Raw genomic sequence first — 16090 nt, forward strand, 5'->3', positions numbered from 1 at the left:
GTCCTTTATATCAATTTGAATCTGAGATTATTTTTGTTTTTCGTTCATGATTTCAAGATAGCTGTTAGCAAAACGGAACAGCTTTTGCGCTTGAGGATCTTTCAGCATGCGCAGCAGGCCGAAAAGTCCGATCGTGTCATTGCTTGCATCCGCGCGGTCTTTTGCTTCGATCGCAGTAGCCGCAATGTCTTTCGCTGTTTCTTTCACAGGCTCAAGAATTTCTGTAAGCGCACCCACTGTATCGCTCTTCAATACTTCGTCTGTCGCTACAGACTGTGCAAAATCATAAGACTTCGTTAAAATATTTACTAACTCAGTCAGTTTTGGTAGCTGATCCACTAAAACAGTCAGTGATTCTTGAACTTCAGGTTTTAGCAGCTGATCAATAAGATCGCGTTGGCCTTGGCTGACAGATGCATTTGTTTGATCGATTGTTTCTGGCATATCCGATTCTCCTTTACTATAAGCAGTGTGCTGATTTTTTTGGAAAGGGTAGCCTTTCCCCTCTCATGCAGAAAAGCATGAAAAAGCAAGATTGTGAATCCGTGCACAATCAGTTACAAAAATAAATGTTTACTACCCAGTTTTTCACTTTGCCATATTCAGTATTATTTTTATATCAACAAAAACAATTGAATAAGTCAAAATTTCTTTTTCCTCTCTGAAAATAGCAAACATAAAAAACCCCAATTTGAATTACTCTTATATAATAACACTTTTTGAACAAAATTTGAACGTGAATTGTTTCGTTTATGAAATTATTTATATGGCCGGGGTGTAATAACGTTTCTTTTAGGCTATTTTTTTACAGACCATCCGCTTTTCCCCTGTCATTTCTCCCACAATTTTATAAGCGGGCCCGTTTTTCCCGTAAAGGGATCATATTCCGGGAGCGGGACACGGCTGATTTCTTCTGAAGTTCTATCATTTTTCTCCGTTTTTGTGTCGTACTGCCGGCCGCCCGGATAAGCCCCGATCACGGTGAAATCAGAACTGGCCGACAGTTTTTTATGTCCGGTGCCGGCCGGAATGACCGCTGCGTCTCCAGTTTGAAGAACGGCGTCTGCGCCTTGTTCCCCGCCGAACCTCAAAACCGCGTTTCCTTTTACCGCGACGAGAACTTCGTGGGTGGTGCTGTGAAAATGGTGATACGGAAATACTCCGCCCCTCCAGCTGTTCGACCAATCGTGCCGGCGGAGGACGGATTCCGCTTTCTGTACCGTTTCTTCATTAAATACCGCTTTATAAATGATAAGCGGGAGATTCGGGTTATTCGGAATGCGGCCGTCATCTTCAAAATAAAGAACTTCAATATCCTCTTTCTGCATTGTGTTCACCTCCGTATATGTCTGTTTCCCATTCATCAGTTGTTAAAACGCTATTTTCACATATTCCATTGCGAAGCCTGCCGGTGAATAGTATAGTATAAAAAAATATGTGTCAAAATGAGGGATTTCATGAAAGCCATCATATTCGGAATATTGGCATCTCTGTTTTTTGCAGTCACATTTATTTTAAACAGGGCGATGGAGCTTTCCGGCGGAAACTGGATGTGGAGCTCTTCCCTGCGTTTTCTTTTTATGGTTCCGTTTTTATTTCTGATCGTTTATGCGAAAGGAAAATGGGTGCCGCTCTGGCATGAAATCCGGAAAAAACCGTTTTTTTGGCTGAAGTGGAGCTTTACCGGCTTCGTGCTTTTTTATGCCCCGATTACCTTTGCGGCGGCATACGGGCCGGGCTGGCTGATCGCCGGCACGTGGCAGGTTACAATTGTCGCGGGTGTGCTCCTGTCGCCGTTTTTCTATGAAACAAAAGATTCACCGGCGGGCCCGGTTCCCGTCAGACAAAAGATCCCGCTGATTTCGCTGGTTACTTCCGTCATCATCCTGATCGGAGCAGGCCTGATTCAGCTTCAGCATGCGGGCTCTCTGTCCGGGCGCACGATACTATTCAGTGTTGTGCCGGTCGTCATCGCCGCATTTGCCTATCCGCTCGGCAATCGAAAAATGCTGGAGCAATACGGCGGTAAACTCGACACGTTTCAGCGCGTGCTCGGCATGACGCTCGCAAGCCTTCCGTTTTGGCTTCTGATCGCCGCTTTCGGCTGGCACAGAGACGGGCTTCCGTCAATGGGGCAGACATTTCAATCTTTTATCGTCGCGCTCAGCTCGGGTGTTATCGCGACAGTGTTATTTTTCCGCGCCACCGATATGGTGAGGAATGAGCCGCAGAAGCTCGCTGCTGTTGAAGCGACGCAATCCGGAGAGGTTCTGTTTGCGCTGATCGGCGAGATCGTCTTTTTATCCGCAGCGTTTCCGTCACTTCTTTCGTTTGCCGGACTGTTCATTATTATTGCGGGAATGGTCATGCATACATTCGCTTCACGGCAGGCAGACCCGAAAACGGCGGAACAAACGGCAGCCGATCTCACCGGTTCCTGATTTTTTTACGAAAGGTGTCATCCTGTATGAAAGAAGAAATTCCGGCAATATCTTTTTTGTCGGCCGGCAAACGTTTCAAACAAAACAATACGTCCTTTGATGTCCTCAACCAGGTAACCGGACATATCCAAAAAGGCTCTATTACGGCGTTGATAGGGCCGTCCGGCGCGGGGAAAAGCACACTGCTGTCACTGTGCAATCTGATGAATACACCTGATGAAGGCGAAGTGCTTGTATTCGGAAAAGAAATAAGGCGCTGGGACATCGGAGAGCTCAGAAAAACCGCGGGCCTTGCATTCCAGTCAGCTCCCGTCATCGACGGCACAGTGCGGGACAACCTTCTGCTCGCAGAAAAACTTCACGGGACACAGCACTATACGCCTGAAGAGCTCGCAGACTTCACTGATCTTCCGCACGGGCTTCTGGATCAGAATGCAAAAGAATTATCCGGCGGACAGCGGCAGAAGCTCTCGTTGGCGAGAACCCTCGCCAGCCTGCCGTCTATCCTGCTGCTCGATGAAATTACATCGGCCCTGGACCCCACATCTGTTCTCATCATCGAAAAGCTGATTACAAAGCTCCATCGGCAAAAACAGCTGACGATCCTGTGGATCACTCATAATCTTGAACAAGCGGAACGGATATCCGATACGGTGTGGTTTATGGCCGAGAGCAGGCTTTTAGAGATCGCGGAAACGAAAACGTTCTTTAAAGAACCGAAACACGAAAAGGCCCGGGCGCTTTTACAAGGGAGCGGGTGCTGATATGGATTATCTTTCTCTGTTATTTACAAGTGTATTTGTCATTATCGCTTTATTTCTGTCTAAATCTTTTAAAGCCGGCGTAGAAAAAGATATGATCATCGCAACCGTCAGGGCCGTCATTCAGCTTCTCATCATCGGCTATGTGCTGTCGCTGATTTTCCACGGTGATCACCCGGTGTTTATCCTACTCATGGTGCTTCTTATGCTCACGGCCGCTTCGCATAATGTCGCCAAACGGAAAAAAATGCGGATCGGTTCATTTTGGCGCGTTTATCTGACACTGGCTATTGTGGAAATCGTGACACAGGGAATTTTACTGGCCCTTCATATCATTCCGTTTACTTCAAGATATGTCATTCCGATAAGCGGCATGGTCATCGGAAACTCCATGGTGCTTTCAAGCCTGTTTTTAAACCGGCTCAGTTCGGAAGCGGATCTGCGGAAGGAAGAAATTCAGCTGATTCTCTCTCTCGGCGGAACGCCTAAGCAGGCAGTCCGCCATATATTGACGTCCAGTATGAAACTCAGTATGATACCGACACTGGAAAGCCAGAAAACATTAGGTCTCGTTCAGCTTCCCGGCATGATGACGGGACAGATTTTAGCAGGGGCTGATCCGATACAGGCGGTGCGCTTTCAGCTGTTGATCGTTTTTACAACGATGGCCTCCGCTCTTCTTACATGTATCATACTCAGCGCCTTAACGTATCCATCCCTTTTCACGGAACACTGGCAATTAAAAAAATTCAGCAGGGAAGCTTAGGCTTTTCCCTGCTGAATGATTGTTTATGACAATGTCAGAGATTCATAGTAACGGGATAATTCAATAATCATCGCTCCCATCCGCTCAATGTCCGGAGCAAGGACTCTCTCCACCCCTTCATCCTTGATCGCTTCAGCCGTCACTTTGCCGACTGCGGCGGCAAGAACATGGTTTTCGAATGCTTGCTGCAGTTCTTTTGCGGACCCTTTTTCTTTTGCATAATCAAAGAGAGAACGCACTTGAATGGCTGTCGTAAAACAGACGGCGTCAACCTCGCCGTTTAACAGCTCTCCCAGCAGTTTATCAACCGTCTCCCTTTCAGGCGGAATATGCTGATAAGGCAGAACGGGGAATACCTCCGCTCCGTTTTTCTCGAAGAATTCCGTTAAAACGGGCGCTTTTTCGCCATGAAGCTGTATCATGACTTTTTTATCTTTAAAGTCAAACCGTTCCAAGGAGCGGATCAGCCCTCTTGTTGTACCGTCTTCATCAGAGGCATGCGGCGTGATGCCGAGCTTCTTTAAGGCCGCATATGTTTTATAGCCTCTGCAGCCGATTTTCGCTTCATGTACGGCCGCTAGAAATTCTTCTTTCAGACCTATTTTTTCTGATACGGACAATAACGTTTCCGTCCCGATGCCTGTGGTGAATATCACCCAGTCGGCTTTTTGCTCAGTAAATGTTCTTACGTCAGGTTCTATCTGATCCTCCGCCAAGTATACGGTTCCTTGGAGGGAACGGGTGACTGCCGTTCCGCCCTGCTTTTCTATTAATCTTGTGATCTCTTCTGTTTTCCGCGAACCGCCGATGGCAATCCGTTTACCGTTCAATCCTTTTCCCATCGCTGTTTTTTCTTCCCTTCAGATGCCGGGCGCCCCATGGCAGGCCGTCATTTATTTCTATTATTGTTACGCAATCAGCCGGGAAAATCAAGATATGCTCCGTTGAATCCCCCGTGCAGTTGCTGTATCATTAACCGGGCAGAATGATTTGATTCGCGGAGGGACTTTCAATCATGGAAACAAAAAAAGAGTTCGAAACAAAAGGTTACGATACTTCGGTCATTTATGAGTTCAATGAATATCCTGATGTTCACAGCGGCCGATGTGATAATTGCGACTATACGCTGTTTAAAAGCTCAGTGAAGGGCGGAAAATTTTTGCGGGAATGCCGGAGATGCGGCATGAAGAAAAATATATAACAAAACAGGCAGCCGTCCGGCGCTGCCTGTTTTTTCAATCAATTTTCGACGGACGCCTCTTTCAGAAATTCTTCAATGGCACAAACAGCCTGTTTGGCGCCGCCGGTTTCTTCTATTTTCTGCTGCATGCTTTTCACACGGCTGAGGATGTTTTTATCACCGTAAACTTTCTGAACGTCTTTTTGGAGACGCGCCGCAGTGACTTCCTTCGGCGGCAGATGCACGCCGAGCCCCAATTCATCCACGCGCTTTGCAGTGACCTCTTGTTCGTGCATTTGCGGAACGACAACGAGCGGAACACCCGCATTCATCGCCTCCATTGTACTGTTCATCCCGCCGTGAGATACGAACAGCTTTGCTTTCTCCAGTACATCAAGCTGCGGAACGTGCTGGCGGATAATAAAGTGATCGGGCACATCCGAAAAACTGTCCGGATCAATTGTTGTGCCGACTGACATAATAACCCGCCAGTCTGAGTCCCGAAACGCATCGATACACATTTGGTAAAATTCAGGCCAAGCGTTAAACGCAGTTCCAAGAGAGATGAGCATAAGCGGACGGTCATCAGCCGCATCAATTTCCAAACTTCCCGTATTTGTGCGTTTCCCAAGGGACGGACCGGCAAAACAAAACCGTTCATCAAAGGTTTCCTGTTTCGGCTGAAAGGCTCTTGGCATAAAGACGATATTCAGTTTTTCAGGCATGAAAAACTCTTCCATCGTCATCCGTTTCAGTTGTTCATTTTCAATTTTCTCCTGATATTCTTCTATCGCCTGTTTGGCGGCTTCCATCGTTTCTTCGTCTCTTCCTAATTGAAAATACTCATTCATTGCATAGCTTGGGCAGAACTTTACGGCCGGGATGCCGCCATTATCCGCAAATAACTTTCCGGCAAGCGCTAAAAAATCAAACAGGACGATGTCGGGAAGGTCGTCTTTGTACAGCTCTTCCAGCTGCGGAAGCACTTCAACCGCTTCTTCCAGAAACATCACAAACGCGTCATTTTTATTTACCCGTTCTTTTATCGTCTTCGGATCCGCCTTAATGCTTGTGCGGTATAAAAGAGGAACGGCACCCGTTTTGGCAACGGAAGCCTCGAATTCCTCAGTCGTAGCGAATGTCACTCTGTGCCCGCGATTGACAAGCTCTTCGGCTACGGGCAGCGTGGGATTGACATGGCCGTGAGCGCCCACATTAATAATGGCGATGTGTGTTTGTCTCATCTTTGTTTCTCTCCCTTATTTTCGTTTATCTCCGCTTCTAAAGACTCCAGCCCGTACATGACACTGTTTCGGATCGGCTCAATCCGGACGGGCTCCAGGTGTGGAAAGGACTTTACAATTCCTTTTAGCGCAACTTCCGCTTCAAGTCTGGCAAGCGGGGCTCCTAAGCAGAAGTGTATACCGAACCCGAAGGAGAGGTGCGGATTTGACCGGCGATGAATATCAAATACGTCAGCCTGCTCAAATTTGTTTTCATCACGGTTGGCAGATGCAATATAGCAAAGAACGATATCCCCGGTTTTCAGACGGCGGCCGCACAATTCAGTATCATGCCGGACCGTCCTTCTGACAAATGGAGCGGGGGCGCGAAAACGCAGTGTTTCCTCCACCGTTTGCGCGATGAGAGAAGGGTCCTGCCTCAATTCTTCATAAAGGCCGGGCGTCTCTAATATACTGTAAACCGCATTTGAAATGAGATTAGTCGTTGTTTCATTTCCCGCTACTAAAAGCAAATTGCAAAACGGAATCAGGTCTTCTGCCGATAGCTTCTCCCCCTCTTCTTCCTCTTTGATCAAAATAGAAATAATGTCTCGGCCGGGCTGTTTTCGTTTGCGTTCTATTATTTCCGCAAAAAACGCCGCCAGCTCCGCCTCACATTGGTCACGCTCCTGCTGATTTTTCTCCGCCGCTTCAGGACTCGCATCTTTCGGCATGCTGACGAGAATGTCCGACCATTTTTTAAACTGCTCCATGTATTCGGACGGGACGCCTAATAATTCTGAAATCACCGTGACCGGCAAAGGATAGGAAAGATCTTTCACGATATCAATCCGCCCTTTGTTCTTTGCCTGTTTCAGCAGATTTTCTGTAATGTCTTCAATTCTCGGCTCCCATTCCTTCAGTACGCGCGGAGTGAAAGCGCGATTGACGGCCGATCTGATTTGGGTATGCTTCGGCGGGTCCATATTCAGCATGGACTTTGCAATCGAGCTTTTCACGTCTGGCATAAGGCTTGAGAAAGTCTCTTTATCACTGATGACCCTTTTGACATCATCATATAAAAACACACTCCATACCTTAGTTTCTTCATCAAATTGAATGGGGCTTTCCCGTCTCATTTTTTCGTACCAAGGAAAAGGATTGTATACGTCCAGACCGTTTTTTCCTTTCATCAGGGTTCTTTGGATGGCTTGTCTCGGGCTCCTCAGCTTACTCATGTTTTATCACTCCTGATTGTTTCATATTTGAACAGTTGACCTACTTTGAATTTTATCCTAGCACATATTTTCAATTTTTTTCTATTCATAACCTTAACTATTAACATAACACAACAAAAGTCATGAATCCCGAGGTGAAATTTTTCCCAAGAAAGCAGCGTGAACGCACAAAAAACCCGAGCCGTATGAGAGGCTCGGGGGGTGATGTTCACTCATTCGTCTGCGGTTCCTGATGGTGCTTTTGGTCTTCAGGAGGCCGCGTATTTCTCTCCATGTCGCTTGTATCAGCACCCATGCCTTTCAGGAAAGAAAACAGCAGCGTGACGGCCTTGTTGATTTCCGGGTCTTTTAAAGCGCGGACGATATCAAAATAACCCGTCTTTTTGCTGCTGTCTTTCTCCTCAACAGCCTTTGTGACGCCCGCGTTGATTTTGACGATAAACGGCTCAAGCTGTTTTACATCAAGCATGCCGAGGACGCCGGTTAACAGCAGGAGATTTTTCAGCATATTGGCCGTTTCCGGCGTATTCGCCTTCTTCACGAGGATGTCCATCACTTTGTCGCCCTGGCCGAAAAGTCCGCGCAGAAGCGCCAAAACGCCGCGCTCATTCATGTGCTGAAGAATGTGCAAAGACTCCAAAATCGCGTCTTTATTTTGCAGGAGAGCCGTCTCAATCTCTTCTAAATCCTTTCTTCGTTTGTCTTCTTCCGTGACGGTCTGTTTTCGGATGGTGCGGGTTGCTTTAGCCATTTTGCTGTTTCCCCCTTTTTACCGCGTCTCCCGGAAATACATAATCTTTTCGCGCCCATTTCCGCTCAACCTGGACACCGATCTGCGGCTGCGGGTTTCCGTAACGGAAATTGATTTTCGGAAGCGGATTAATGCCTTTTTTTTTCAAAATCTCCATCTTCGCTGAGGTTTCTTTATAGGCTGGTGTATCCGTATCCTTATCCGCATAGCTGCTTGTTAAAAGGTTAATGGCGGCATCTTTTGAATCGTTCATCGGCAGATAAACCTGTTTGCCTTTTACCCGGTCTGTAATGACGCATTTGACTTTCACATTTCCGTACGGTGATGTCAGGCGGACAAGCGTCCCGTCTTCAAGCCCTCTTTCTTCAGCGAGTTCGGGTGAGACCTCCAGAAACACACTCGGTGTTTTTTTGGAAATTCCTTTTGACCGGTAAGTCAGGTTTCCTTCGTGAAAATGCTCAAGCAGCCGCCCGTTATTCACATGGAGATCATACTCTTCATCAAATTCTTTCGGCTCGGTCCACTGAACGGGATAAAGAACCGCTTTGCCGTCTGAAAACGGGAACTTCTCCGTAAATAAAAGCGGTGAATCGGTTCCGTCCGCCGCAACGGGCCATTGCAGTGAATTGTAGCCTTCGAGACGTTCGTAAGTGACGCCTGCGTAGAGCGGTGAAAGCATCGCCGCTTCTTCCATAATGTCTGCCGGATGTTCATAGCGCCAATCAGCGCCCAGCCGGTTGGCGATGTCCGTAATGATCTGCCAGTCAGGCTTTGAATCGCCCAGCGGTTCAAACACTTGGTAAAGGCGCTGCACCCTCCGTTCCGTATTCGTAAACGTGCCTTCTTTTTCAAGGCTCGGGCTTGCCGGGAGCACCACATCGGCGAACTCGGCCGTCCGCGAGAGAAAAATATCCTGCACAACGAAGAAATCAAGCTTTTCAAAGGCGGCATGAACATGGTTAATGTTGGAGTCGACAAGCCCCATTTCTTCTCCTTTTAAGTACATCGACTTCAGTTTTCCCGAGTGGATGCCTTCGATCATTTCATGATTTGTCATTCCGATTTCTTTCGGCAGGTCTGCTCCCCAGCCCTGTTCATACTTTTTGCGGGCTTTTTCATCCGTTACTTTTTCATAACCGGGGAAGCTGTCAGGCATGCTGCCGAAATCACTGGCACCTTGCACGTTATTATGGCCCCGAAGCGGATATGAGCCTGCCCCGGGCTTGCCGTAATTTCCGGTCACAAGCAGCAGGTTGGAAATGGCCGTGCTCGTATCACTTCCTCCGATATGCTGGGTAACCCCCATTGCCCACAGCGCACACACACTGCCGGCTTCATGAATCATCCGCGCTACTTTGATTAAGGTCTCCTTGTCCACACCGGTATGTTTTTCAGCATATTCCATCGTGTAAGGTTCAAGGCTTTTCACAAATTCATCTAATCCGTTCACTCTTTCATTCAGAAATGCGGTATCCGCCAAATCGTGATCAAGCAGATACTTCGATACGGCGTTCAGCCAGACAATATCCGATCCGGCACGCGGCTGGAAAAACACGTCGGAGCGCTCGGCCATTTCATGCTTTCGCAAGTCCGCCACGACGAGCTTCTGTCCGTGCAGCTTATGGGAACGTTTAATACGTGTAGACAGAACGGGGTGAGAATCAGACGTATTTGAGCCGATAATCAGTACGAGCTCAGCTTGTTCTATATCTGTAATCGATCCTGAATCGCCGCCGTAGCCGACCGTTCTGAACAAACCGGCCGTAGCCGGAGACTGACAGTAGCGTGAGCAGTTGTCGACATTATTTGTGCCGATCACGGCTCTGGCAAGCTTCTGCATCACGTATGATTCTTCATTCGTGCATTTGGAAGATGTGATAAAAGCAAGCGCGTCCGGGCCGAAATGTTCTTTTATATCGGTAAATTTATCGGCGATCAGCTGCAGCGCTTCATCCCATTCCGCCTCCCGAAACGAATCCCCTTCCCGTATAAGCGGTTTGGTAAGGCGCTTTTCACTATTGACGAAATCCCAGCCGAATTTCCCTTTTACACACGTCGAAATTCCGTTTGCGGGCGCCTCGGCCTGAGGTTCTACCTTTAAAATGTCTCTTCCTTTCGTCCATATATCAAAGCTGCAGCCGACACCGCAGTATGTGCATACGGTTTTCGTCTTTTTGATTCTTTCATCACGCATGGCCGATTCCATGTCCGATATGGCTAAAATCGAGCCGTAGCCGGTTTCGACGCCTTTTGTGATGTCAATCATCGGCCGAAGCGTCTCTTCATTGATGCCTGTTAAATAACCCGCTTCGCCTTCCATGCCTTTTTCCATCATGGCATTGCACGGACATACGGTTGAACAATGTCCGCAGGAAACACATGATGATTCATTAATCGGCACATCCTGATCCCAAATGACCCGCGGGCGTTTGCGCTCCCAATCGATACTTAACGTCTCAGTTACCTGTACGTCCTGACAGGCTTCGACGCAGCGTCCGCATAAGATGCACTGATCGGGATCATACCGGTAAAACGGATTTGATTCATCTTTAGGGTACGGTTTTTGATCGAACGGAATGCTTTGGTGATTGATTTTCATTTCCTTTACGGTATTATGTACTTCGCAGCTCCCATTGTTGTAATCACAAACTGTGCAGTATAATTCATGGTTGTGCAGAATGTTGCCCATGCCGATAATCTGCGCTTTTTTCACATCGGACGAAAGCGTATCAATGACATCTCCGTCCTTTATTTGCGCGGAACACGAACGGACGAGTTCCCCGTTAACACTGACGATACAAGTATCGCACGTTTCAATCGGACCGAGACTCGGATGATAGCACACGTGCGGCACGTCAATTGAACTATTGTTCAAAAGCTGCAAAACGGTTTGTCCGTCTGCGGCTTCCATTTCAACGCCATTGATTGTAACCTTCTTTGTATCAGCCATTTTCTTTTCCCCTTTCTGTTCCCCTCTATACATCCTTTATGATTCCCAGCCGGCCTTTCACTAAAACATCCCGTTTAACTGAGGAAACATACGGGTATGAGCGGTAAAAAGGAGGCATTCACATATGCTGAAGAAAAAAACACTCATCACGGGATTGTCGGCCGTGATGCTCACAGGCGGCGCATTCAGCGCAGAAGCAGTTTCGGATACACAGTCCGTTCATGCCGAAGCCGCTTCAAAAACGGAAGATCAACGTGCACAAGAACTGGTGAACAGCCTTTATCAATCGGCGTTTCAAGGGGAAATGCCGCAACAAGTGAAAGGCCTGAAAATCAACCAAAGCACGAGACAGGATGTTTACGATAAAATCGGCCAGCCGGAACAGAAAGCGGACAGCCGCAATCCATTTGATTTATACAGCTGGAACATGGGAAACCCCGGTTATGGATTTTCCTATCATAAAAACGGCAAAATCTCAGAAATCCGCTATTTCGGGACAGGGGTGGAACGGCGTTTAAACCTCGGCAGCGTCACACCTGACGTTTTAAGCAAACAAATCGGCAGCGCTGACAAAATCCTGACAGTGCCGAAAACGGGCGAAACAGATTACGTCTATCATACGGGACAGTATGAGCTTCGCTTCGTTATCGGCAGTGATCAAAAAGCAGACCATGTCAACCTAAAAGAAAGATAATCCGAAAAAGCGGCCTCCCGGGCCGTTTTTTTCATAGACAGCTTCTCCGTCATTCCTTACAATACATGGGAGTACAAAAAAGGGGAACAGTGTGAAGTGAACAGACATCGATTGACATACGGGGCATTGACCGTTTTTATCATCGCCCTCGGTTTACTATCCAGAACCGCCTGCATTACCAACCTATTGCCCGGCATGATAACCGCTTATTTAGGAGACGCCCTGTGGGCGGCAATGATTTTTACCGGATTCGGTTTTTTATTTCGAAACATCCGGACGGAAACAGCCGCTATCCTGAGCCTCTCGTTTTGCTGTCTGATTGAATGCAGCCAGCTGTATCATGCGCCGTGGATTGACGCGATCAGAAGCAGCACGCTCGGCGGGCTGATCCTCGGCTGGCAATTTGTCTGGAGCGACATTTTCGCCTATACCCTCGGAGTATGCGCGGCCGCACTTTTAGAATGGGCCGTTAAAAGAAAACGCCGGCTCTCTTCATAATCGGAGCACGCCGCCGATATGAAGGGATAAGGAGGTGGAAGCTATGGATATCCCTGCGTTATCAATCGCTATGCACCAGGCACCTCTGGCGCAGAATGTAAATATCGCGTTAACAAAAACGGTCATGCAGAATGCCCAGGCCGCTGCGGAAGAAACTGTGAAAATGCTGCCGGCCCAGCACCCGACTGCCGGACATTCAATTGATGTAAAAGTGTAAAAAAAGATGCCGGATGATAACCGGCGTCTTTTTTTCTGCCCGGAGTACGCACACCATACCGGGCATACAGGAATATGGTAAACGGAATAACTCTTTCAAAGGAGGTTTTCCTCTTGTACGATCCTTTTGATCATGAGTACACAGCCGAGAGCCACGAGCGGGTGCCGTATCATTATCCGCGGCCGCCTTATTATTTCCCCACACCATATCCATACTATCCGCGGCCGCCTTATTATTTCCCCAGACCGTATCCATACTATCCGCGGCCGTATATCCCGTTCTATCCTTGGTATTAATGTTTGAAAAGAAATGACCGCAGAAAGGGGAGCTTCCCCTTTTTGCTATTCAACTTTGACGGACAGGATATACGGGAGGGATTGAACTTTCTCCATCACCGCGGCTTTTCCGCTTTTGCTTTTCACCCTTCCCTTCACTTCAAGCACCGCCTTATTCAATTCATAGGACGTGATGAGAATTCCCTTTGCTTCAAGCGAAGTTAAAATTTCATGCATAACGGCCTTCTCCTCAATCTGGAAACTGACAGACAGAGAATGCGCCGCCGGTTTAAACAGAAAATTTAAAAGTTCAAGCCCGATTAACGCCAATATCGTGCCGCTAATACCGATGACATACATACCCGCCCCGATCGTCAGACCGATCCCGGACGTAGCCCAAATCCCCGCGGCTGTCGTAAGCCCCCGCACGACATGCCGCTGCAAAATAATCGTGCCGGCCCCTAAAAATCCGACACCGCTGACAACCTGCGCCGCCACCCGGCTCGGGTCAAAGGACGTATGGCTGTTGGATAACAAATCAAAAAATCCATATTTGGAAACAATCATCATCAAGGCGCTGCCGACGGCCACTAGAAAATGCGTCCTCAAACCGGCCTCCTTCGCCCTGAATTCTCTCTCCAATCCAATCAGGGCCCCAAGCAGCCCCGCAACCGCCAGACGAATCACAAAATCAAGTTCCATCCGTCTCTCTCCTTTCCTTATCTTCTTACCCGCTTTTACAACCCAATCATACGGTGTATCTTTTTTTAAAATGCACCGACTAATTGACATAAGGAGGTTTTATGAAATATATTCTGTGGTTTTTTATATTATTGTTATTTAGCTTATTTATTTTAGGAGGATATAAAGCATCCGTTTCTCACCCGGATTTCCCGGTGCCATTATTCGCTATGCACAGCAAAACAAAGGAATATGAAAAAGGAAAATACGTTTCAAACTATACATACCGTTTAGCAAAAGAAGAAGAAGGTCCGAGCGGTTTATACCAATTGGAAATATCCGAAAAAGGCTGGAAACTTAAAAATCAGGAAGGACTTATCAGAACCTATGAAAAGCGAGGAGAACGTGTTTCACTTTTTTTCGGTACGGGGGAAATAAGCGTCATTGAAGAATGATCTTTCTCAAAAGACAGGCTGACATCCGCAAACGGCATATCTTTTTCAACTTCCTTTATCTTCTCAATTAAGGCGAACACCTTTCTGATCCAAAAAATGCCGCCTCCGATGAGAAAATCATTATAAAAACAAAAGCGCAACTGAAAAAGGATAAGCACCTCATAAAAAAAACCCTCTTTTTTAAAAGAGGGCTTGCTAAATAGGACTTTTTCTACCTTCAACATTGTAAACCCTATTATGAAGAACAGCTGTTGAAGTGTTTTGCAAAGCTCTTAAAATTTTTTGCGATTCCACCTATCCAAAGCAGATTCATATTCTAAATATATTCATTTAGAACTCATCAAAAACTTCGGTTTCTGTTGCACATATATTAATAGGGAGCGTTTTTTACACTAAATTTTGGATAATACATCAAAAGATCTTACATAAAGGTCACCATCAATCCAACTGCATCTCTCAAACAGAATGTCCGGCAATCACCTCAAAAAACGAGGTGAAATCTGTCAGTATCCCGTCATCCGCCAGATGTTTTTCTTCAAATAACGCGCGGTTTTTTCCGAACGGGTCAATGGCCACAATCTTGCCCGCACCTGCTTTTTTCGCCGCTGTGAGCCCGGAAAAGGCATCTTCAATGACTAGGCACTCTTCAGGGTTAAGGCCTAATTTTTCCGATGCGATGATAAAAATATCCGGCGCCGGCTTTCCGGGGAAGCTTCCGTCATCAAACGTGACTTTGTCAAAATCAAACCACTTCCCCAAATGAAAGACATCAAAGTAAAACTCGACATTTTCCTTTACCGTAGCCGTGGCGATGGTCATCGGCATTCCTGACTTTTTCAGATGGTTTAAGACGCCGGGCAGGCCCTTCGTCAGCTTTAACTCCGCTTTGTTTTCAAGGCATAATTCTCTGTAGTAGGCTTCTTTTTCAAAAGACATCTTCTTGATTTCTTCATTTGTTAAATCGTTGGAAATAAAATGCGTCAGGATTTCACTGTTTGTTCTTCCGTGAATGTTAATGAAAATATCTTCATCAGAAATCGCTTTCGGAGAGTAATGTTTCACCATGTAAAACCACGCTTTTTCGTGGAGATGTGAATCTTGAAACATCGTGCCGTTGAAATCAAAAATAACCCCTTTCATCGAACCGCCTCCCCTTTTTATTTTTTTACGATTTTGACATCCACATATTGCTCATAATGGATCTGAACATCTTTCATCACTTTATCATCCGTAATCAAATAATCCATATCGTGTAAGTTGTAGAACACGTAAAAATCTTCCCGGTTGAATTTTTTATTGTCCGCCAGCAAAAATTTCGTCCGCGAATTATTCAGCGCGATTTGATGGGCTTCTCCTTCTTCAATGCTATAAGAAGAAATCTCATCATTATGTATGCCGTTTGCGCTGATGAAGGCTTTCGTAAAATTGAATTTCTGCAGGTTGCCGTTTACAATAGGGCCGACGAATGCACCGGTGTTTTTTCGGAAGTCGCCGCCAATCAGAATGGTATCCGCAGTGTCGCCATGCTTTAAAATATCAAACACGGGGTAGTTGTTGGTGATAATTCGGATCCTCTTATGCAGCAGGTGTTTCGCTAAAAGTTCAATTGTCGTGCCCGGTCCTAAAAAAACGGTATCGCCATCATTTACATATGAAGCCGCGAGTTCCGCGATTTTCCCCTTCTCCTCCATTTGAACATCCAGTTTTTCATTATGCGATAATTCGTGGTCAATGGAATAAGAAATGCTCTGTGCGCCTCCGTGAATACGCACGATTTTTCCGGCCTTATCCAGCTCATCCAGATCTCTTCTCACCGTCATATCAGAAACTTCCAATTCATCGATAATATCACTCACCGTAATAAACCCCCGCGAGTTTACGATATCGATGATTTTTAAAAGACGCTCTTTTTTTAACATACTCAATCATCCCCTCAACTTTACACACAATCTAACATACC

The 16090-nt window shown here is 46.7% G+C and carries 17 protein-coding genes and 1 pseudogene; 8 read left to right on the top strand and 10 right to left on the bottom strand.

Going from position 1 to position 16090, the window contains the following annotated elements:
- Positions 1–27: 27 nt before the first annotated feature.
- Together Y79_RS0103630 and Y79_RS0103640 are read right to left on the bottom strand one after the other, a co-directional pair.
- Complete coding sequence (locus Y79_RS0103630) at positions 28–444, bottom strand: helical membrane plugin domain-containing protein (RefSeq protein WP_016936474.1); 417 nt, start codon at positions 442–444, stop codon at positions 28–30.
- A gap of 386 nt (positions 445–830) precedes the next feature.
- Positions 831–1328, bottom strand: coding sequence for a cupin domain-containing protein (locus Y79_RS0103640; protein ID WP_016936476.1), 498 nt, complete (start codon positions 1326–1328; stop codon positions 831–833).
- A gap of 129 nt (positions 1329–1457) precedes the next feature.
- Between Y79_RS0103640 and Y79_RS0103645 the strand changes: the two genes are divergently transcribed.
- The 3 genes from Y79_RS0103645 to Y79_RS0103655 are packed head-to-tail and all read left to right on the top strand — an operon-like array spanning position 1458 to position 3968.
- The gene (locus Y79_RS0103645) at positions 1458–2441 is read left to right on the top strand and encodes a DMT family transporter (protein ID WP_016936477.1); all 984 of its coding nucleotides are present in this window, start codon (positions 1458–1460) and stop codon (positions 2439–2441) included.
- 26 nt (positions 2442–2467) lie between these two features.
- Positions 2468–3205 (top strand): ABC transporter ATP-binding protein, encoded by a 738-nt coding sequence (locus Y79_RS0103650; RefSeq protein ID WP_016936478.1) that lies wholly within the window; start codon positions 2468–2470, stop codon positions 3203–3205.
- A gap of 1 nt (position 3206) precedes the next feature.
- Positions 3207–3968 (top strand): ABC transporter permease, encoded by a 762-nt coding sequence (locus tag Y79_RS0103655; RefSeq protein WP_016936479.1) that lies wholly within the window; start codon positions 3207–3209, stop codon positions 3966–3968.
- 23 nt (positions 3969–3991) lie between these two features.
- On the opposite strand, the gene Y79_RS0103660 is transcribed toward Y79_RS0103655, so the two are convergent.
- Complete coding sequence (locus Y79_RS0103660) at positions 3992–4810, bottom strand: uroporphyrinogen-III synthase (RefSeq protein ID WP_029575219.1); 819 nt, start codon at positions 4808–4810, stop codon at positions 3992–3994.
- A gap of 173 nt (positions 4811–4983) precedes the next feature.
- Here Y79_RS0103660 and Y79_RS0103665 point away from each other — a divergent pair, with 173 nt between their 5' ends.
- Positions 4984–5169, top strand: a complete 186-nt coding sequence (locus Y79_RS0103665) for a DUF8096 family protein (protein WP_003154919.1) — start codon at positions 4984–4986, stop codon at positions 5167–5169.
- Between the two features lie 38 nt (positions 5170–5207).
- On the opposite strand, the gene Y79_RS0103670 is transcribed toward Y79_RS0103665, so the two are convergent.
- The 4 genes from Y79_RS0103670 to fdhF all read right to left on the bottom strand — a co-directional run bounded on the left by Y79_RS0103670 (position 5208) and on the right by fdhF (position 11310).
- Complete coding sequence (locus Y79_RS0103670) at positions 5208–6392, bottom strand: macrolide family glycosyltransferase (RefSeq protein WP_016936480.1); 1185 nt, start codon at positions 6390–6392, stop codon at positions 5208–5210.
- Positions 6389–7609, bottom strand: a complete 1221-nt coding sequence (locus Y79_RS0103675; protein ID WP_016936481.1) for a cytochrome P450 — start codon at positions 7607–7609, stop codon at positions 6389–6391. The genes Y79_RS0103670 and Y79_RS0103675 overlap by 4 nt, the downstream gene beginning before the upstream one ends.
- Before the next feature lie 208 nt (positions 7610–7817).
- Positions 7818–8360, bottom strand: a complete 543-nt coding sequence (locus Y79_RS0103680) for a helical membrane plugin domain-containing protein (RefSeq protein WP_016936482.1) — start codon at positions 8358–8360, stop codon at positions 7818–7820.
- Complete coding sequence (fdhF, locus tag Y79_RS0103685; protein WP_016936483.1) at positions 8353–11310, bottom strand: formate dehydrogenase subunit alpha; 2958 nt, start codon at positions 11308–11310, stop codon at positions 8353–8355. Before fdhF ends, Y79_RS0103680 begins: the two co-directional genes overlap by 8 nt.
- 124 nt (positions 11311–11434) lie before the next feature.
- On the opposite strand from fdhF, the gene Y79_RS0103690 reads away from it, so the two are divergent.
- From Y79_RS0103690 to Y79_RS1000000120595, 3 genes are all read left to right on the top strand, one after another.
- Positions 11435–12004, top strand: coding sequence for a YjgB family protein (locus Y79_RS0103690; protein WP_016936484.1), 570 nt, complete (start codon positions 11435–11437; stop codon positions 12002–12004).
- A 96-nt stretch (positions 12005–12100) separates the two neighbouring features.
- Positions 12101–12502 carry a ribosomal maturation YjgA family protein gene (locus Y79_RS0103695; protein WP_016936485.1) on the top strand — a complete coding sequence of 134 codons (402 nt, stop codon included), beginning with the start codon at positions 12101–12103 and terminating at the stop codon, positions 12500–12502.
- 43 nt (positions 12503–12545) lie between these two features.
- On the top strand, positions 12546–12719 hold the full coding sequence (locus tag Y79_RS1000000120595; RefSeq protein WP_016936486.1) for a YjfB family protein: 174 nt from the start codon (positions 12546–12548) through the stop codon (positions 12717–12719).
- 580 nt (positions 12720–13299) lie between these two features.
- Here Y79_RS1000000120595 and Y79_RS1000000121925 read toward each other — a convergent pair.
- Positions 13300–13696: pseudogene (locus Y79_RS1000000121925) on the bottom strand (MgtC/SapB family protein); the annotation flags it as partial.
- 101 nt (positions 13697–13797) lie between these two features.
- Between Y79_RS1000000121925 and Y79_RS0103710 the strand changes: the two are divergent.
- Positions 13798–14130, top strand: coding sequence for a hypothetical protein (locus Y79_RS0103710; protein ID WP_016936488.1), 333 nt, complete (start codon positions 13798–13800; stop codon positions 14128–14130).
- Positions 14131–14586: 456 nt separating this feature from the next.
- On the opposite strand, the gene Y79_RS0103715 is transcribed toward Y79_RS0103710, so the two are convergent.
- Together Y79_RS0103715 and Y79_RS0103720 are read right to left on the bottom strand one after the other, a co-directional pair.
- A complete protein-coding gene (locus tag Y79_RS0103715; protein ID WP_016936489.1) occupies positions 14587–15270 on the bottom strand; it encodes an HAD family hydrolase in 684 nt (227 codons plus the stop codon).
- Positions 15271–15287: 17 nt separating this feature from the next.
- A complete protein-coding gene (locus Y79_RS0103720; protein ID WP_016936490.1) occupies positions 15288–16049 on the bottom strand; it encodes a DeoR/GlpR family DNA-binding transcription regulator in 762 nt (253 codons plus the stop codon).
- Positions 16050–16090 lie beyond the last annotated feature (41 nt).

The organism is Bacillus siamensis KCTC 13613 (genome assembly GCF_000262045.1).
GTDB classification, from domain to species: Bacteria; Bacillota; Bacilli; order Bacillales; family Bacillaceae; genus Bacillus; species Bacillus siamensis.

Coding starts and splice junctions, on each gene's coding strand:
- Y79_RS0103650 (WP_016936478.1), top strand. CDS start 2,468: ATGAAAGAAGAAATTCCGGCAATATCTTTTTTGTCGGCCGGCAAACGT.
- Y79_RS0103630 (WP_016936474.1), bottom strand. CDS start 444: ATGCCAGAAACAATCGATCAAACAAATGCATCTGTCAGCCAAGGCCAA.
- Y79_RS0103670 (WP_016936480.1), bottom strand. CDS start 6,392: ATGAGACAAACACACATCGCCATTATTAATGTGGGCGCTCACGGCCAT.
- Y79_RS0103680 (WP_016936482.1), bottom strand. CDS start 8,360: ATGGCTAAAGCAACCCGCACCATCCGAAAACAGACCGTCACGGAAGAA.
- Y79_RS0103660 (WP_029575219.1), bottom strand. CDS start 4,810: ATGGGAAAAGGATTGAACGGTAAACGGATTGCCATCGGCGGTTCGCGG.
- Y79_RS0103665 (WP_003154919.1), top strand. CDS start 4,984: ATGGAAACAAAAAAAGAGTTCGAAACAAAAGGTTACGATACTTCGGTC.
- Y79_RS0103715 (WP_016936489.1), bottom strand. CDS start 15,270: ATGAAAGGGGTTATTTTTGATTTCAACGGCACGATGTTTCAAGATTCA.
- fdhF (WP_016936483.1), bottom strand. CDS start 11,310: ATGGCTGATACAAAGAAGGTTACAATCAATGGCGTTGAAATGGAAGCC.
- Y79_RS1000000120595 (WP_016936486.1), top strand. CDS start 12,546: ATGGATATCCCTGCGTTATCAATCGCTATGCACCAGGCACCTCTGGCG.
- Y79_RS0103655 (WP_016936479.1), top strand. CDS start 3,207: ATGGATTATCTTTCTCTGTTATTTACAAGTGTATTTGTCATTATCGCT.
- Y79_RS0103675 (WP_016936481.1), bottom strand. CDS start 7,609: ATGAGTAAGCTGAGGAGCCCGAGACAAGCCATCCAAAGAACCCTGATG.
- Y79_RS0103690 (WP_016936484.1), top strand. CDS start 11,435: ATGCTGAAGAAAAAAACACTCATCACGGGATTGTCGGCCGTGATGCTC.
- Y79_RS0103720 (WP_016936490.1), bottom strand. CDS start 16,049: ATGTTAAAAAAAGAGCGTCTTTTAAAAATCATCGATATCGTAAACTCG.
- Y79_RS0103645 (WP_016936477.1), top strand. CDS start 1,458: ATGAAAGCCATCATATTCGGAATATTGGCATCTCTGTTTTTTGCAGTC.
- Y79_RS0103710 (WP_016936488.1), top strand. CDS start 13,798: ATGAAATATATTCTGTGGTTTTTTATATTATTGTTATTTAGCTTATTT.
- Y79_RS0103640 (WP_016936476.1), bottom strand. CDS start 1,328: ATGCAGAAAGAGGATATTGAAGTTCTTTATTTTGAAGATGACGGCCGC.